The following is a 15,517-nucleotide window of genomic DNA, read 5'->3' on the forward strand; positions in this document are numbered from 1 at the left end:
TTCAGGCCGCTTCTTTGACCATCGCCGGATAGTCCGTCAGGCCGCGCGCACCGCCACCGAACAACGTGTCGCGATGATGCAAGGCCAGTGGCGCACCGACGCGCAGGCGCTCCGTCAGATCAGGATTGGCCACGAACGGACGGCCGAAGCCGATGAGATCGGCCCATCCTTCCGAGACGGCTTCACGCGCGCGCTCTGCCGTGTAACCGCCTGCGTAAATCAGCACGCCCGGGTACACCGCACGCAACTTCAGCTTGAATTCGACGGGCATCACCGGCGCATCGTCCCAGTCCGCTTCCGCGATGTGGATGTAGCCGACGCCCAACTCACCCAGCAACTTCGCCGCTGCGAGGTAGGTCGTTTCCGGATCGGCGTCGACACAGCCGTTGAGCGTGGTCAGCGGCGCAAGACGGATGCCGACGCGCTTCGCATCGCCTACCCCCTCGATCAGTGCTTCGGCCACTTCGCGCAGGAAGCGCAGACGGTTTTCCAACGAGCCGCCGTAGGCGTCGGTCCGCGTGTTGGCATTCGAGTCGATGAACTGATTCACGAGATAGCCGTTAGCGCCGTGCAATTCCACGCCGTCGAAACCCGCTTCGATGGCGTTGCGCGCTGCCGCGCGGTACTGGTCGACGATCTCTCCGATTTCCTTGATGCTCAGCGCGCGCGGTGCCGAGGCCTGCACGAAGCCGGGCGTCGTGCCGTCTTCGCCTGCGATGAAGACGTTCACCCCTTCGGCCTGAATCGGCGACGACGACACCGGCTGACGGCCGCCGAGCAGGCTAGTGTGGCTCAGTCGGCCCACGTGCCACAACTGCGCAAAGATGTGTCCGCCAGCAGCATGCACGGCCTCGGTCACGGTGCGCCAGCCGGCGATCTGTGCGGGTGAATGGATGCCCGGCGTCCACGCATAGCCTTTGCCGAGCGGCGCGATGTATGTGCCTTCGCTGACGATCAGACCGGCACCGGCGCGTTGCGCGTAGTACTCGGCCATCAGGGCGTTGGGGACATCGCCGGGCTGGCTCGCACGCGAGCGGGTCATGGGCGGCATCACGATACGGTTCGGCAACGTGACCGCGCCGAGTTGTAGCGGTTGAAACAGAGGATCCTGAGTCATGATGTGTGCAGTGTTGTCGTCGTTGCCCGCAGGCAACGACTTAAAGGTTCGATAAGGTTCGATCGCAAGGGGATCAGTCGTCCCACTTGGCGGCGAGTCCGTCCGGGCTGACTTCGCGACCGTTGCGGTCGAGCGCGGCGATCTGCGCCATGTCGTCGTCCGTCAGACGCAGCGTTTGCGCCAGCAGATTGCTCGCCAGATTTTCACGCTTGGTCGACGACGGAATCACCGAGAAGCCGCGTTGCAGCGCCCAGGCGAGCACCACTTGTGCGGGCGTGGCCTGATGTCGTTGCGCGATCTTGCCGATGACCGCATCGCCCAGCACCTTGCCGTAAGCGAGCGTCATGTACGACGTGACGTGAATGCCCTGCTCCTCAAGGAAACCCACAAGCTTGGGGTTTTGCAGGTACGGGCTCAGTTCGATCTGGTTCGTCGCGATGGCGTCTTTGCCCACGGCGGCCATCGCCTGCTTCGTCAACTCGATGTTGAAGTTCGAGATGCCGATCCGACGCGTCAGACCTTTGGCCTTCGCGTCGGCCAGCGCCGTCATGAACTCTTCGAGCGACACGCCGTTATTCGGCGCGGGCCAGTGGATCAGCGTGAGGTCGACGTAGTCGGTGCGCAGCTTCGTGAGGCTGTCTTCGAGGCTGGCGGCCAGCTTACCTTTGGCATAGTTCTCGACCCAGATTTTCGTGGTGAGGAACAGATCGTCGCGAGCGACGCCGGACTCGGCAATCGCCTGACCGACTTCGGCTTCGTTGCCGTAGATCTGTGCGGTGTCGATAGCACGGTAGCCGAGTTCAAGGCCGGTACGGACGGAATCGATGACAACCTGGTCCTTGAGGCGGAACGTGCCGAGACCGAAAGCGGGAATGTGGCTCATCGTGAGCTCCTTAATCAATTGGGTGACGAAAAACGTGCTGCTGTGTGTTGTGAGTCGAAAGCGTTGCTTAGTTACCGACCGTCTGCATCGGCGTGCGGTGCATTGCCATTTGCAGCAGCACCAGCAACAGGCCCGATCCGGCAATCAGCGCCCCGACGATGGGCACCGCCGTGTAGCCATAACCGGCCGAAATCACTGCGCCACCGGCGGCTGCCCCCACGGCATTACCGAGGTTGAAGGCGCCGACGTTGACCGACGACGCGAGTCCCGGCGCTTCGGAGGCAGCGCGCATCACCCGCATTTGCAGCGGCGGGACGAGCGCGAACGTTGCGATACCCCAGACCACGACCGCGAGGGCGGTGCCGATATGCGTGCGGGCCAGAATGGGGAAGGCAAGCATGATCGCGACGAGCAGCACCAGAAAGACGATCAGGCTGGTGTTGATCGAGCGGTCGGCGAGTTTGCCCCCGGCGATGTTGCCAACCGAGAAGCCGACGCCCACCAGCACGAGCATCGCGGTGACGAAGCCGGGCGAGGCGCCAGTAATGGTTTGCAGCGTCGGTGCGATGTACGTGTACAGGGTGAACATCGCGCCTGCACCCAGGACGGTCGTCGCCATCGCCATCAGCACGACCGGGCGCGTGAGTACCGACAACTCGCGGCGGATATCCGGCATGCGTCCGGCTTCCCCTCTGGGCAGCGCGAAGCGCAGCGTGAGCATGGTGATCAGGCCGAGTCCGGCCGTCGCGGCGAAGGACATGCGCCAGCCGATGGTCTGGCCCAGCCATGTGGCGGCAGGCACCCCGCCGATATTCGCAATCGTCAGCCCCATGAACATGGTGGCGACGGCGCTGGCCTGCTTCTCACGCGGCACCACGCTGGCGGCGACGATCGAGCCCAGCCCGAAGAACGCGCCGTGGTTCAGGCTCGTGACAAGACGGGCGAGCAGCAGCGTCGTGTAGTTCGCCGAGACGGCCGAGAGCAGGTTGCCGATGGTGAAGATGGCCATCAGCGCGATCAGTGCCGTGCGGCGCGACCAGCGCGACATGATCAGCGTCATGATAGGCGCACCGATCATCACGCCGAGGGCGTAAGTCGTAATCAGCATGCCCGCCGTCGGGATCGAGACGTGGACGCCCTCGGCAATCACGGGGAGCAGGCCCATCGGCGAAAACTCCGTTGTGCCGATGCTGAACGCGCCGATGGCCAGGGCCAGAAGCGACAGCGTGGCATGCGCCGACGATGTCGAGGGTTGGGGGGAGGACTGGTTCATGACGGGAATTCCCGGGTCGGTGAAGTTGAACGGCAGTCTGCGCCCTTTACTTTTGCAGAAAAAGTAGCCTATAAACGAAATTATTTTGATTTCAAATCAACAATGAAGATCACGCTCGACGAACTGCAAGCCTTTGTGGCCGTGGTGGATACCGGGTCGATCACGGCGGCGGCCCAGCAACTGGACCTGACGGTGTCGGCCACCAGCCGGACATTGGGGCGATTGGAAGAGAAGCTGAAGACGACGCTGCTGCGCCGCACGACCCGTCGGCTGGCGCTGACGGAGGAGGGCAACGCGTTCTTGGTGAATGCGCGCGCCATCATCGATTCGGTCGAAAGTGCGGAAGAGCAGATGGTGACGCGCCGTGAAAAGCCGTCCGGCCGACTGCGTGTCGATGCCGCGACGCCGTTCATGCTGCACGTGATCGTGCCGCTGGTGCCGGGCTATCGTGAGCGCTATCCCGAGGTGGAGCTTGAGCTCAACAGCAACGAAGGCTTCATCGATCTGCTGGAGCGTCGCACGGATGTGGCCATCCGAATCGGTCGGCTCAAGGATTCGACGCTGCATAGCCGACTCATCGGCAACAGTCGCACGCGTATGTTCGCGAGTCCGGCCTATCTGGAAAAGCACGGACATCCGCGCCGCGTGGAGGATCTGGCGAAGCACACGCTACTTGGCTTCTCGCAACCCGAATCGCTGAACGTGTGGCCGATTCTCGGCGCAGACGGTGAGCCGTACCGGATCGCGCCGGATGTGATGTCGTCTAGCGGTGAGACGCTTCGGCAACTCGCGCTGGAAGGGACGGGCATCGTATGCCTGTCCGATTTCATGACGGTGCGTGACTGTGAAGCGGGGCGTCTCGCGCCGGTGCTGGCGCGTCAGGCGCAGGACGTGCGTCAGCCGATTCACGCCGTGTACTACCGCAACACCGCGATCTCGGCGCGCATCGCGTCATTCGTCGACTATCTGGTGGCGGAGCTTCGTGCGCAGATGGAGACGGGGCAAGCGAAAGGATGGGTGGCGCAGTAGCCCACCCATGCCGCAATGCATTGGCGCGGCGGGACGGGGGGACCCCACCGCGCCGTCACATTACGCGACCACGGCCTGACGCGGGTCTGCGCTTGCCAACGCTTGTGCACGGGTGGCGTTGCTCGGCGGATAGATCCACTGCGTGTTGATCTCCGTCTTCAGCTTCTTGCCTTGCGCACCCTGCAGCACGACCTGACGATCCCAGCCTTCCGTGTAGACAGCGCCCCACGGACCGAGGTCGAGACACGTCACGTATTTGGGCTGATTGTAGGGAATCGGCGCTTCGCCGATCAGGTCCGCCGCCACGTTGTGGCCAGCCGAACGCCCCAGTGAAATCGCGTGCTGGCACGCCATCATGGTGGGCTTGTCGCCGCCGTCGGTGGTCGTCGCGCGAGCGCAATCGCCCGTGGCGTAGACGGCGTCCAGACCGATCACCTTCAAGTTAGCGTCGACGTGCAGACGACCGAAGGCGTCGCGCTCGGCGGGAATCTGCGCCGTGAGCGTATTGGCGCGTGCGCCAGCCGTCCAGATGACGGTGTCGGCGTCGATGCGCTCGCCGTTTTCCAGCGTCACCCCATTGGCGTCGATGTTCGCGACGCCCGATCCCAGCTTCCACGTCACGCCCAGTTCCTGAAGCGCCTGCGTAATCACCGGGCGGGGACCCGGACCGAGATCCGGGCCGATGGCGTCGTTGCGCTCTACCATGATCACACGCACGTCGGCGTTCTCACCGAGGATTTCGCGCAGTCGCGAGGGCATTTCTGCGGCGGTTTCGATGCCGGTGAAACCTGCACCGGCGACCACCACGGTGTTGCGGCTCACGGTTGCCGGGCGGCTCGCGAGACCGTCGAGATGCGCTTCGAGCTTCACGGCATCGGCAATCTGGTCGACGTTGAACGCGTGTTCCTGAATGCCCGGAATCGGCGGGCTGAACAGACGGCTGCCTGCGGCGAGCACCAGACGGTCGTAGCTGATGGCGCCGTGCGGGGTCTCGGCGTCGAGATCGGCGATCGTCACCATCTTGTGTTCCACGTCGATGTGCGCGACACGTCCCTGAATGAACTGGACGCCAACCGTATCGAAAAGCTGCTTCAACGGGGCTTTCATGCCGCCAGGGTTCTTCTCGTACAGACGGGGGCGAATATGAAGATGCGGTTCCGGCGCGACGAGGACGATTTCCACGTCGGTGCGTCCGGCCATGTCAAGCAGACGCGCAGAAGCCAGGGCGCTCCACGTTCCGGCAAAGCCTGCGCCGATGACAAGAATACGTTGGGTCATGCTGATTGCTCCTGAAAACTCGGGGGGAGGAGATGAATTGGGGCGGTTATCGCTGTGATACGATAACGCCGATTCTATGAGTCGGAGTTTTGTTGTGCAAGGATTTTTTGCGGAAGGACGTGTCTTGTCCCGGAAGTTTCGACAGTTCTTGTCACTGGTCTGGGCCAAAACCGGCAGATAGAGTCCTCAGTGAACGACTGTCAGAGAGATCATGAATACGTTGCTTACTTTCAAACACCTTGAGACGCCCGGCGCGGTGCACGCGGCCTATCCCGTCATGAAAGAACTTCGCCCGCATCTGGCGAGCGCCGAGGCTTTCGTCGAGCAGGTGGACGCTCAGCGCAAGGAGGCATATCGGCTGTTGGGGGCGTTCGACGGCGAACGCCTGCTGGGCCTCGCGGGCTACCGTCACGTGACGAACCTGCTGTACGGCCGGTTCGTCTATGTCGACGATCTTGTCGTGGCAGCCGACAACAAGCGGGGCGGCGCAGGGTCGCAACTGTTGAACGAGGTCAAGGCGATTGCCCGCGAGGCGGGATGTGCCAACTTCGTGCTGGATACCGGGCTGCATATGCCGCTCGCGCAACGGTTCTATTTCCGCAATGGTCTGCTCGCGAAGGGCATGCACTTTGTGGAACCGTTGACGACGTCGAGCGAGGCGAGCCGATGAGAAGTCTTCTGCTTAACGCCAGCCCGCATGGTCCGGCTAGCCGCGCATTCGGTATGGCCCAGACGTTTTTGGAAAACAACGCCCGGCGCTATGGTGACGGCCCGGTGATCGTTCGCGATCTGGTTGCGTCGCCTTTGCCGCCGATCTCGGTCGATTACGCGACGGCCATTACATCGAGAGAGCCGGATCCGACGCATTTCGTCTTGTCCGAACAACTGATCGAAGAGATCGAGGCGACGTCGTTTCTCGCGATTGCCACACCGATGCATAACTTCACGGTGCCTGCGGCGCTCAAGTTGTGGATCGACTATGTGTTGCGCATCGGACGCACGTTCGCGAGTACGCCCGAAGGCAAAGTGGGATTGCTGAAGGACCGGCCGACCATCGTCATCATCGGGTCCGGCGGGTTTCACACGGGCGAGAATGCCCGTCAGCCGGACTTTCTGACGCCATACCTCCGGCATGCGCTGGGCTGCATCGGTATCAAGGATGTGACGTTCTTCCCCATGCAGGGGATGGTCATGCCGCCGCAGGCCGAGCAGGCGCTGCTCGACTGCGAACGGGATCTGAGCCGTTATCTCGAACGGTGAATGATGGGAAGCGGTCGCGCGAGGGCGGCGCGACCGTCAGGTATTGCGCGCGTGTTCGTGCCGGTGTTTGACGTTAATTTAACGTTAATGCGCGCGTCGTGCCGCAGCGCGGTCGTCGAACCACGTAATGACGCGCTTGCCGTAAGCGGCCGGTGCTTTCGCGTTCACGCCTGCGGCCAGATCGGCGAGCGTGTGCTTGCGCAACTCGGCTCGCATGCTTTCTTCGGCCGATTGCATGATCGCGTTGATCGAGCACTTTCCTTTCGACGCCCAGGCGGGCGGATCCCCTTCGAACAGCGCGCACTGACGTCGCACTTCGCGGCAGTCGAACAGCCCCTTCTCGCCGTCGATAGCGATCACGACGTCATGCACCGAGATGTCTTTGCTGTCTTTCGCCAGCGAGTAGCCGCCCCGCACGCCTTCCGTCGCCACGACCAGCCCGGCCTTCGACAGGCGGGTAAAGAGCTTGGCCGCATACTCCACCGGAATGCCCTGCATCTCTGCGAGATCGCGCACACTGGCGTCGCGAACACCGGCGGAAGAATCCGCAAGGAAAAGCAGGCAGTGCAGGCTGTATTCGACGCCGGTGCTGATGAAGGACATGGTATTGAGTGTGACGTTATGACGGGCGAAGGCTGAGGTGGCGAGACGCGTCGTTGCGTTCGTAGACGGCGTTTTCTAAACGGCGACCGATGGGATCGGCGTAATTATAACGCCGATCCTCCTTTCGATGCCGGAGGCTCATCCCGGTGTTGAGCGCCCGGGGTACGATGGCACCTGTCTGTCACACGCTATTCTTGCGCGACGGGCATTGTTGGCCCATTCCCACGTCACCTCGATCAGGTGACGGTGCACTTCCACGACTATCTCGACAAGTCGGCGCTCGTGGACGAGGACGCGGGCATGCGCAGCATGTAAGTCGGAGGCAGGCGTCGGGTGGGTGTCATGGAGAACCCTGATCGGGACGGGGCTTTCCATCAGGGCGCTGGCAATGGGATTTCGTTAGAATCTGTTCCAGACCGATTCACATAACTATTATCGGAGGCAGACATGCCAGGTTTACTCCCCGACGTCGATCGCGACGGCTTGCTCGAATACTCGGTCGTCTACACCGACCGTTCCGTCAATCACATGTCGCAACGCTTTCAGGGCGTGATGCGCGACATTTCCGATGGCCTGAAGAAGGTCTACAACGCGGCGTCGGTCGTGGTCGTGCCGGGCAGCGGCACCTTCGGCATGGAAGCCGTGGCGCGCCAGTTCGCGACGAAAAAGAAGTGTCTGGTGATTCGTAACGGCTGGTTCAGCTTCCGCTGGTCGCAGATTTTCGACATGGGCAATATTCCGTCTGAGACGGTGGTGCTCAAGGCGCGTCCTGTTCAGGAAGGTCGGCAAGCGCCGTTTGCACCCGCGCCCATCGACGAAGTGGTTGCCGCCATCAAGGCAGAGAAGCCGGATCTGGTGTTTGCGCCGCACGTCGAGACGGCTTCCGGCATGATGCTGCCCGACGCGTACCTTCGCGCCGTGGCCGATGCGGTGCATTCGGTCGGCGGTATGTTCGTACTCGATTGCATTGCATCGGGCACGGTGTGGGTCGATATGCAGGCGTGCGGTGTGGACGTGCTGATCAGCGCCCCGCAGAAGGGCTGGAGCGCATCGCCTTGCTGTGCACTGGTGATGCTCGGCGCACTCGCGCGTGAGCGCATCGACAGCACCACGAGCACCAGCTTCGCGTGCGATCTTCGTCAGTGGCTCCAGATCATGGAAGCCTACGAGAAGGGCGGCTTCGCGTATCACGCCACGATGCCGACCGACAGTCTCGCCGTGCTGCGCGACGTCATCAAGGAAACCGAGGCCGACGGTCTCGAGAAGGTGCGTGACGAGCAGCTCGAACTCGGCCGACGCATTCGTGCGCTGCTCGCGGAGAAGGGCTTTAAGAGTGTGGCGGCGCAAGGGTTCGAAGCGCCGGGCGTTGTCGTCTGCTATACCGACGACGATGGCATCCGCTCCGGGAAGAAGTTTGCCGAGGTGGGTGTGCAGACCGCGGCCGGTGTGCCGCTGCGTTGCGACGAGCCGGAAGACTTCAAGACGTTCCGTATCGGCCTGTTCGGCCTTGATAAGCTCAACGATGTCGACGCTGCCGTGGACCGGTTCGCGAAGGCACTGGACAGCGTGCTGAAGTAATTTCTGAAGTCGCGAATCAATGCAAGGGCGGGTTGGGGATCAACAGCTTCGCCCTTGCAGAACGTCCGAATGTACGTCTTAGAGTACGTCCGAAGTGTCGGCCTTTCAGGCCGTCTCCCCAACCGATTCCCCATCCATCGAATTCGTGCGAGCGCGCATTTGTCCGTGCGGGAAATGCATATCGCGATACTTCACGAAATGCGACCCGCGCACGAGTCGGTAGCCCGCCCAGATCAACAAGAACAGGGGGATGCCGATGTACGTTGCCACCACGCCGCCCCAATCGATCTTGTCCTGAAGGAATGCCTCGTAGTTCTGGCCCAGCGTGATGATCAGGCACAGCACGAATGCGAAGATCGGACCGAACGGGAAGAACGGCGAAACGTAAGGCAGATTGGCCAGATCGTGGCCCTGCCGGACGTAGCCGCGACGGAAGCGGTAATGGCTGATTGCGATACCCAGCCACGCGATGAAGCCCGTCATGCCCGAGGTGTTGAGCAGCCAGATGTAGACGGCGTTGGGGCTGAACACGAACGTGAAGAAGCATAGAGCGGCGACAGCCGCCGTCGCCAGCAGCGCGGACATCGGCACCCCGTTGCGCGAGATGTTGCCGAAGATCTTCGGCGCTTTGCCGTCGCGCGCCAGGCTATAGAGCATGCGCGTTGCGGCATACATCCCCGAGTTGCCCGCCGAGAGCACCGAGGTCAGCACCACGGCATTCATGACCGACGCCGCGCCCAGCAGCCCCGCACGCTCGAAGATCAGTGCGAACGGGCTGACGCTGATATCGGTCACGTCATTGCGCAGCAAATGCGGGTCGGTGTACGGAATCAGCAGGCCGATCACGAGGATCGCCGCCACATAGAACAGCAGAATGCGCCAGAAGACCTGGCGCACGGCGCGCGGCAGGTTGCGCGCCGGATCCTTGGATTCGCCCGCTGCGATGCCGATGAGCTCGGTGCCCTGGAACGAGAAGCCCACGACCATCGCTACACCGATCAGCGCCGCGAAGCCGCCAGCGAAAGGCGCGTCGCCCACCGTCCAGTTGGCCACGCCGCCCGTTTCGCCGCCGCGAATGATGCCCAGCAGCATCATCACGCCCATCACCACGAAAGCCAGTACGGCAATCACCTTGATGAGCGCGAACCAGAATTCGGCTTCGCCGAACCCGCGTGCCGATAACGCATTCAGACCGAAGGTGATCGCGAGGAAGAGGGCGCTCCAGTAGACACCGGGAACGTCGGGGAACCAGTACGCCATGACGAGTTGCGCGGCCACGAGGTCCACCGCGACAGTGACGGCCCAGTTGTACCAGTAGTTCCAGCCCAGCGCGAAGCCGAAGCCTTCGTCGACGTAGCGCGCGCCATAGGTCGAGAACGAGCCGGACACGGGCATGGCGGCAGCCAGTTCGCCCAGACTCGTCATCAGGAAGTAGACCATGAGGCCGATCAGCACATAACCGAGCAGCGCCCCGCCGGGGCCAGCCTGCGCGATGGTAGCGCCCGAGGCGACGAACAGGCCGGTGCCGATGGACCCGCCGACGGCGATCATCGTCAGGTGGCGCGCCGACAGGGAGCGGCGCAATTCGGACGGTGCGGACGGGTCGTGTTCCGATGAAGCCAAAGTTCTGTTCCTCAAGTGCGAATAAGTGTCCCCGGGAATGCGGAGTGGGGGGGATTGTACTGCGGGAGACAGATGTGGAACTACTTTTCCCTAAGGCATGCCGCTTTGGCGCAACAAATCGCCCTCTGGAGCGCGGGGCGAGACGGAATGGTGCGGTGGGGGCTGGCCGGGATGGTCCGAGCCATCCCCGCCAGCCGTGGACGTCAGAGCGTCATCACCATTTCATGCCACGCCATGCCGCCGTGGTCCGATGGGGACGGCTTGACGTATGTGTAGCCGAAGCGTTCGTACAGCGGCACATGCCGCTCCTTGCACATCAAGTGGATGGTCGCCTTCCCGGCCGCGCGCATACGCTCGACGAAGGCCGTCATCAGCATGCGGGCGTAGCCTTTGCCCTGTTCGTCCGGGGCGAGCACGACGGACATGATCACCACGTTCGGTGCGGCCGCGTCATGGCCGACCAGTTCCTTGAACGCTTCGTCGGACATGACGACTTCGTGCGCGCATCCCGAGTTGATGAAGCCGACGATCCGGTCGTCGCGCGTCAGGACGAGAAACCCTTCGGGGTATTGGTCGATGCGCGTGGCGATTTTTTCGCGGGTGGCGGCTTCGTCGCCTTCGTAGGCGCTGATCTCGATTTCGTAGCAGCGGTCGACGTCAGCCGGGCGCGCGTTGCGCAGTTGCAGCAGGGATTCCATGGTGTGCATCAATTGGGGGGAGGGACGCAGTATACGTTCAGCGCTTGAACGTCCGAAACGTTCCATTCGTCTCGTCATCCAAACTAACAACACTGCGTCACTTCCATTTGCGCCTGACCTAGGCTCAGGGCATCAGCACCTTGTCCACGACGTGAATCACGCCATTGGACTGGAATACGTCGCCGATGGCGACTTTGGCGACATTGCCTTTGTCGTCGGTGACGGTTAGCCCATGACCGCTTTGCTGGACGGTCAGCGAGTCGCCTTCGACGGTCTTGAGCATCGCTTTGCCCCCGCCGCTTTTCACCATGCCCATCAGTTCTTGTGCGCCCAGCTTGCCGGGGACGACGTGATACGTCAGCACCTTGACCAGCGTCGGCTTGTTCTCCGGCTTGAGCAGCGTGTCGACGGTGCCAGCGGGAAGCGCGGCAAAGGCTTCGTTTGTCGGCGCGAAGACGGTGAACGGTCCCGGCCCGGACAGTGTGTCGACCAGACCGCCAGCCTTCACGGCGGCGACCAGTGTCGTGTGGTCCTTCGAGTTCACGGCGTTTTCGATGATGTTCTTCGATGGGTACATCGCCGCCCCGCCCACCATGACGGTCTTTTCGCTGCCGTCCATCGACGCCGCCGTGGCGTGCATGCTCGGGAAGTAACCGGCTGCAAGCAGGACCAGCAGAAATCCACCAAATCGTTGCGTTCTCATGTCTTCACCTGTTCTATGGCGCTTCGCAAAGCGGAAGCAACGGTAAATACGAGTCGACTTCGCCTCCGGATGCGAGGGAGCCAAAAAAAGAGGGTCTCGTCGCGAAGAAGGCGATGCAACCGGGGCGAATGGCGGACGCGGTGCATCCGCGCGCGCTCGTCGCTCGTATGTGTAGACAGGTACGCCGTTCCTTGCGCGCAGTGCGAACGGCTGGATTGTCGAGGCATCTCCCGACCGGAGGCGAAGGTGCTATATTCCGCTGAACCCCACCGTAGTGATTTTCGCGACTGTCTGATGCGCATGAACGAGTCCCGGGAAAGTGAAGATCGGCCAAGCCCAGCGTCTGCACGCCCGCCTGCGGACGACGCACATATGGCTGCGCGCGAGGAACTCGGCGCGATGCTGAGTGCCGTCGCGAACGAAGATCGCGAGGCGTTCGCCGCCCTCTATCGAAAGACGTCGGCACGGATCTTTGGTGTGATCCTGCGCATGGTGTCCGACCGTGCTGAAGCCGAGGATCTGCTGCAGGACGTCTATGTCAATGTGTGGCGACGCGCTTCGGCATTCGATGTCACCCGTGGCACAGCGATGACCTGGCTGATTACGCTGGCTCGCAACCGCGTGATCGACCGCCTGCGGCAGTCTCGCGAAGCGTCGCTCGACGAGGACCACGCCCTCAGTATTCCCGCCGACACCCCCTCACCGCTGCGGATGGCAGAGGCGAGCGAAGCACGGCGTCGACTGGAGCACTGCCTGCAACTTCTCCCGCCACAACAACGCAATGCCGTGTGCGAGGCATTTTTCAGCGGGCTGGCATATAGCGAGCTTGCGGAGCGTCTTGCTGTCCCGCTGGGCACCGTGAAGAGCTGGATACGTCGCAGCCTCATGCAGCTAAAGGGGTGTCTTGAGCCATGAACACGCCCGCGCATTCCGACGACGATCTGCGTTGCGCCGAGTATGTGCTCGGCGTGATGGAGGCGGACGAACGTCGCGCACTGGAGCGGGATGCATTGGCGAATCCGGCGGTGCAGGCGCGACTGGCGTTCTGGCAGGATCGTCTGACGCCGTTGGCCGAAGACATGCCGCTGGAAGCGCCACCGGATTGGGTGTGGCAGCGTGTCGAGCAGGCGATCCGGCCGACCCAACCGAGTGCTACGACCCGTGCGACGCCCCATGCAACGCCGGTTGGGCTCTGGAATTATCTGCCACTGTGGCGATGGCTGGGCATTGGCGCGAGCGTTGCCGCGCTGGTGTTGCTCGCCGTGGCGCTCAAGTTCACCTTGCCGGGTGGCGCGCCGACGCAATCCGTCTCGCTCGATTATCGGGTGGCCACCATCGCGCGACAGGATGGCGTTGCCCACTGGACGGCGACCATCGCGTCGCAACAGGATCAACTCCTTATCGTCCCCGCGACGCGGCCATCGATTGCCGAGAACAAAGTGACCGAGCTGTGGCTGGTGCAGGGCGATGCGAAACCCGTCCCGCTCGGCGTTTTCGATCCCGCGCAAACCGCGACCATCCCGCTTTCTCCCACGACGGCCGCCGCGTTGCGCGGCGCCGCTGCCGTCCTCGCCGTCTCCCTCGAACCGCCAGGGGGATCTCCGACCGGGCAGCCCACCGGCCCGGTCATTGCGACAGGGGCGCTTCATCCGGCTTGATGACGATGGCAGGTCGCGTGGCAAGCGCGTAGTTTGATGACGTAAAATCCCGGCATCCCATCAAAATATGAATTTTGCTCATCCATCATGCTTGACCGTATCCATTTGTCCATCGTTCAGGAGGTGGAAAAGCAGGGGTCGCTGACCGCCGCCGCAGGGGTGCTGCACGTGACGCAGTCGGCGTTGAGCCACAGCATGAAGAAGCTCGAGCAGCAACTGGGCACCAACATCTGGTTGCGCGAGGGCCGGAGTTTGCGTCTGACGCAGGCCGGTCAATATTTGCTGGCGGTGGCCAACCGGGTGCTGCCGCAACTGGATCTGGCCGAGGAGCGCTTGCAGCAGTTCGCGCAGGGTGAGCGGGGCGCGCTGCGCATCGGCATGGAATGCCACCCTTGCTACCAGTGGTTGCTCAAAGTCGTGTCGCCCTATCTGGCCGCCTGGCCGGATGTCGATGTCGACGTCAAACAAAAATTCCAGTTCGGTGGGATCGGCGCGCTGTTCGGTTACGAGATCGATCTGCTGGTCACGCCCGATCCGCTGAACAAGCCAGGACTTGTCTTCGAGCCGGTGTTCGACTACGAACAGGTACTCGTCGTTGCCAGCAACCACAAGCTCGCCAATGAGGCATACATCAAGCCCAAGCAACTGACTAATGAGGTGCTGGTGGCTTATCCGGTGCCGGTCGACCGTCTGGATATCTACAACATGTTCCTCACACCGGCGGGCATTACACCGAAGCGCCATAAACCCATCGAAACCACCGACATCATGATGCAGATGGTCGCGAGCGGGCGTGGCGTGGCGGCGCTACCTCGCTGGCTGGTGCTGGAGTACGCGGACAAGATGGACGTCGTGCCCGTCCGGCTGGGCAAGAACGGCATCGCCAAGCACATCTATCTGGGCGCTCGCGAGGCCGATATGGAGACCGATTATCTGCGCGCGTTTATCGAGCAGGCGAAGAAGCCCGCGAAAGTCTGAGGTTTCGTTGTAGTGATCTAAATGAACACAATTCATGGAAATATGAGAATTTATCGATTTTCATAATGGTGGGTCGGACACCATAATCCGAAGCTCATAGTCCGATGTACGCGGGCGTTATTCATGGAGCTTCTCGTGGTGTCCGCAATCGAACGCAAGCCATTGGCATTACCCGGCGGGCACAAGAAGGTGTTGCTGCACTCATGCTGCGCGCCGTGCTCCGGTGAAGTCATGGAAGCCATTCAGGCTTCCGGCATCGACTTCACGATCTTCTTCTACAACCCGAACATCCATCCGCTCAAGGAATACGAGCTTCGCAAGAACGAGAACATCCGTTTTGCCGAGAAGTTCGGGATTCCGTTCGTCGACGCCGATTACGACCGCGATAACTGGTTCGAACGTGCCAAAGGCATGGAGCACGAGCCGGAGCGCGGCGTGCGTTGCACGATGTGCTTTGACATGCGCTTCGAGCGCACTGCGCTGTACGCCCACGAGCATGGCTTCCCGGTCATCACGAGTTCGCTCGGGATCTCTCGCTGGAAAAACATGCAGCAGATCAACGATTGCGGCGTACGTGCTGCGTCTCACTACCCCGACATGCATTACTGGGAATACAACTGGCGCAAAGGCGGCGGGTCCGCTCGCATGATCGAGATCAGCAAGCGCGAGAACTTTTATCAGCAGGAGTACTGCGGCTGTGTCTATTCGCTGCGCGACACGAACAAGCATCGTATGCAGAGCGGTCGTGAGCGCATTCAGCTCGGCGTGATGTTCTACGGTAACGAAGCCGCAGAACAGGGCGAGTAAGTTTCAATTTCAGAATCAGAGCGTCAGAT

16 protein-coding genes are annotated in these 15,517 nt (G+C 62.0%); 8 read left to right on the top strand and 8 right to left on the bottom strand.

Features of this window, described 5'->3' with window-relative positions:
- Position 1: 1 nt before the first annotated feature.
- The 3 genes from PCO31010_RS18425 to PCO31010_RS18435 form a co-directional block, all read right to left on the bottom strand.
- Positions 2-1,117, bottom strand: coding sequence for an alkene reductase (locus PCO31010_RS18425; protein ID WP_150665523.1), 1,116 nt, complete (start codon positions 1,115-1,117; stop codon positions 2-4).
- 73 nt (positions 1,118-1,190) lie between these two features.
- Entirely contained in the window at positions 1,191-2,000 is an 810-nt protein-coding gene (gene dkgB / locus PCO31010_RS18430) for a 2,5-didehydrogluconate reductase DkgB (protein ID WP_150665524.1), read from the bottom strand.
- A gap of 67 nt (positions 2,001-2,067) precedes the next feature.
- Positions 2,068-3,273: an MFS transporter gene (locus tag PCO31010_RS18435; RefSeq protein WP_150665525.1), complete on the bottom strand. Its 1,206-nt coding sequence runs from the start codon at positions 3,271-3,273 to the stop codon at positions 2,068-2,070.
- 102 nt (positions 3,274-3,375) lie between these two features.
- Between PCO31010_RS18435 and PCO31010_RS18440 the strand changes: the two genes are divergently transcribed.
- On the top strand, positions 3,376-4,302 hold the full coding sequence (locus PCO31010_RS18440) for a LysR family transcriptional regulator (RefSeq protein WP_150665526.1): 927 nt from the start codon (positions 3,376-3,378) through the stop codon (positions 4,300-4,302).
- 60 nt (positions 4,303-4,362) lie between these two features.
- Here the strand turns inward: PCO31010_RS18440 and PCO31010_RS18445 are convergent, their stop codons facing one another.
- Positions 4,363-5,580 (bottom strand): NAD(P)/FAD-dependent oxidoreductase, encoded by a 1,218-nt coding sequence (locus PCO31010_RS18445; RefSeq protein WP_150665527.1) that lies wholly within the window; start codon positions 5,578-5,580, stop codon positions 4,363-4,365.
- Between the two features lie 211 nt (positions 5,581-5,791).
- Between PCO31010_RS18445 and PCO31010_RS18450 the strand changes: the two genes are divergently transcribed.
- Complete coding sequence (locus PCO31010_RS18450; protein WP_150665528.1) at positions 5,792-6,250, top strand: GNAT family N-acetyltransferase; 459 nt, start codon at positions 5,792-5,794, stop codon at positions 6,248-6,250.
- The gene (locus PCO31010_RS18455; RefSeq protein WP_150665529.1) at positions 6,247-6,840 is read left to right on the top strand and encodes an FMN-dependent NADH-azoreductase; all 594 of its coding nucleotides are present in this window, start codon (positions 6,247-6,249) and stop codon (positions 6,838-6,840) included. Before PCO31010_RS18450 ends, PCO31010_RS18455 begins: the two co-directional genes overlap by 4 nt.
- 84 nt (positions 6,841-6,924) lie before the next feature.
- On the opposite strand, the gene PCO31010_RS18460 is transcribed toward PCO31010_RS18455, so the two are convergent.
- The gene (locus tag PCO31010_RS18460) at positions 6,925-7,443 is read right to left on the bottom strand and encodes an RrF2 family transcriptional regulator (protein WP_150665530.1); all 519 of its coding nucleotides are present in this window, start codon (positions 7,441-7,443) and stop codon (positions 6,925-6,927) included.
- A gap of 447 nt (positions 7,444-7,890) precedes the next feature.
- Here PCO31010_RS18460 and PCO31010_RS18465 point away from each other — a divergent pair, with 447 nt between their 5' ends.
- A complete protein-coding gene (locus PCO31010_RS18465) occupies positions 7,891-9,021 on the top strand; it encodes an aminotransferase class V-fold PLP-dependent enzyme (protein WP_150665531.1) in 1,131 nt (376 codons plus the stop codon).
- A 105-nt stretch (positions 9,022-9,126) separates the two neighbouring features.
- On the opposite strand, the gene PCO31010_RS18470 is transcribed toward PCO31010_RS18465, so the two are convergent.
- The 3 genes from PCO31010_RS18470 to PCO31010_RS18480 all read right to left on the bottom strand — a co-directional run bounded on the left by PCO31010_RS18470 (position 9,127) and on the right by PCO31010_RS18480 (position 11,982).
- Complete coding sequence (locus tag PCO31010_RS18470) at positions 9,127-10,644, bottom strand: amino acid permease (protein ID WP_174984915.1); 1,518 nt, start codon at positions 10,642-10,644, stop codon at positions 9,127-9,129.
- Positions 10,645-10,847: 203 nt separating this feature from the next.
- A complete protein-coding gene (locus PCO31010_RS18475) occupies positions 10,848-11,342 on the bottom strand; it encodes a GNAT family N-acetyltransferase (protein WP_150665532.1) in 495 nt (164 codons plus the stop codon).
- A 124-nt stretch (positions 11,343-11,466) separates the two neighbouring features.
- Positions 11,467-11,982 carry a fasciclin domain-containing protein gene (locus PCO31010_RS18480; RefSeq protein WP_246184679.1) on the bottom strand — a complete coding sequence of 172 codons (516 nt, stop codon included), beginning with the start codon at positions 11,980-11,982 and terminating at the stop codon, positions 11,467-11,469.
- A gap of 435 nt (positions 11,983-12,417) precedes the next feature.
- Here PCO31010_RS18480 and PCO31010_RS18485 point away from each other — a divergent pair, with 435 nt between their 5' ends.
- The 4 genes from PCO31010_RS18485 to PCO31010_RS18500 all read left to right on the top strand — a co-directional run bounded on the left by PCO31010_RS18485 (position 12,418) and on the right by PCO31010_RS18500 (position 15,488).
- Complete coding sequence (locus PCO31010_RS18485) at positions 12,418-12,960, top strand: sigma-70 family RNA polymerase sigma factor (protein WP_246184672.1); 543 nt, start codon at positions 12,418-12,420, stop codon at positions 12,958-12,960.
- Positions 12,957-13,703, top strand: coding sequence for an anti-sigma factor (locus PCO31010_RS18490; protein WP_150665535.1), 747 nt, complete (start codon positions 12,957-12,959; stop codon positions 13,701-13,703). The genes PCO31010_RS18485 and PCO31010_RS18490 overlap by 4 nt, the downstream gene beginning before the upstream one ends.
- 87 nt (positions 13,704-13,790) lie before the next feature.
- Positions 13,791-14,681, top strand: coding sequence for a LysR family transcriptional regulator (locus tag PCO31010_RS18495; protein WP_150665536.1), 891 nt, complete (start codon positions 13,791-13,793; stop codon positions 14,679-14,681).
- A 135-nt stretch (positions 14,682-14,816) separates the two neighbouring features.
- Complete coding sequence (locus tag PCO31010_RS18500) at positions 14,817-15,488, top strand: epoxyqueuosine reductase QueH (RefSeq protein ID WP_150665608.1); 672 nt, start codon at positions 14,817-14,819, stop codon at positions 15,486-15,488.
- Positions 15,489-15,517: the final 29 nt, after the last annotated feature.

The organism is Pandoraea commovens, assembly GCF_902459615.1.
Taxonomy (GTDB): Bacteria; Pseudomonadota; Gammaproteobacteria; order Burkholderiales; family Burkholderiaceae; genus Pandoraea; species Pandoraea commovens.

Bases quoted from the DNA above. Each gene is read 5' to 3' on its own strand.
- PCO31010_RS18425 (WP_150665523.1), bottom strand. From the start codon at position 1,117: ATGACTCAGGATCCTCTGTTTCAACCGCTACAACTCGGCGCGGTCACG.
- dkgB (WP_150665524.1), bottom strand. From the start codon at position 2,000: ATGAGCCACATTCCCGCTTTCGGTCTCGGCACGTTCCGCCTCAAGGAC.
- PCO31010_RS18435 (WP_150665525.1), bottom strand. From the start codon at position 3,273: ATGAACCAGTCCTCCCCCCAACCCTCGACATCGTCGGCGCATGCCACG.
- PCO31010_RS18440 (WP_150665526.1), top strand. From the start codon at position 3,376: ATGAAGATCACGCTCGACGAACTGCAAGCCTTTGTGGCCGTGGTGGAT.
- PCO31010_RS18445 (WP_150665527.1), bottom strand. From the start codon at position 5,580: ATGACCCAACGTATTCTTGTCATCGGCGCAGGCTTTGCCGGAACGTGG.
- PCO31010_RS18450 (WP_150665528.1), top strand. From the start codon at position 5,792: ATGAATACGTTGCTTACTTTCAAACACCTTGAGACGCCCGGCGCGGTG.
- PCO31010_RS18455 (WP_150665529.1), top strand. From the start codon at position 6,247: ATGAGAAGTCTTCTGCTTAACGCCAGCCCGCATGGTCCGGCTAGCCGC.
- PCO31010_RS18460 (WP_150665530.1), bottom strand. From the start codon at position 7,443: ATGTCCTTCATCAGCACCGGCGTCGAATACAGCCTGCACTGCCTGCTT.
- PCO31010_RS18465 (WP_150665531.1), top strand. From the start codon at position 7,891: ATGCCAGGTTTACTCCCCGACGTCGATCGCGACGGCTTGCTCGAATAC.
- PCO31010_RS18475 (WP_150665532.1), bottom strand. From the start codon at position 11,342: ATGGAATCCCTGCTGCAACTGCGCAACGCGCGCCCGGCTGACGTCGAC.
- PCO31010_RS18480 (WP_246184679.1), bottom strand. From the start codon at position 11,982: ATGCACGCCACGGCGGCGTCGATGGACGGCAGCGAAAAGACCGTCATG.
- PCO31010_RS18485 (WP_246184672.1), top strand. From the start codon at position 12,418: ATGGCTGCGCGCGAGGAACTCGGCGCGATGCTGAGTGCCGTCGCGAAC.
- PCO31010_RS18490 (WP_150665535.1), top strand. From the start codon at position 12,957: ATGAACACGCCCGCGCATTCCGACGACGATCTGCGTTGCGCCGAGTAT.
- PCO31010_RS18495 (WP_150665536.1), top strand. From the start codon at position 13,791: ATGCTTGACCGTATCCATTTGTCCATCGTTCAGGAGGTGGAAAAGCAG.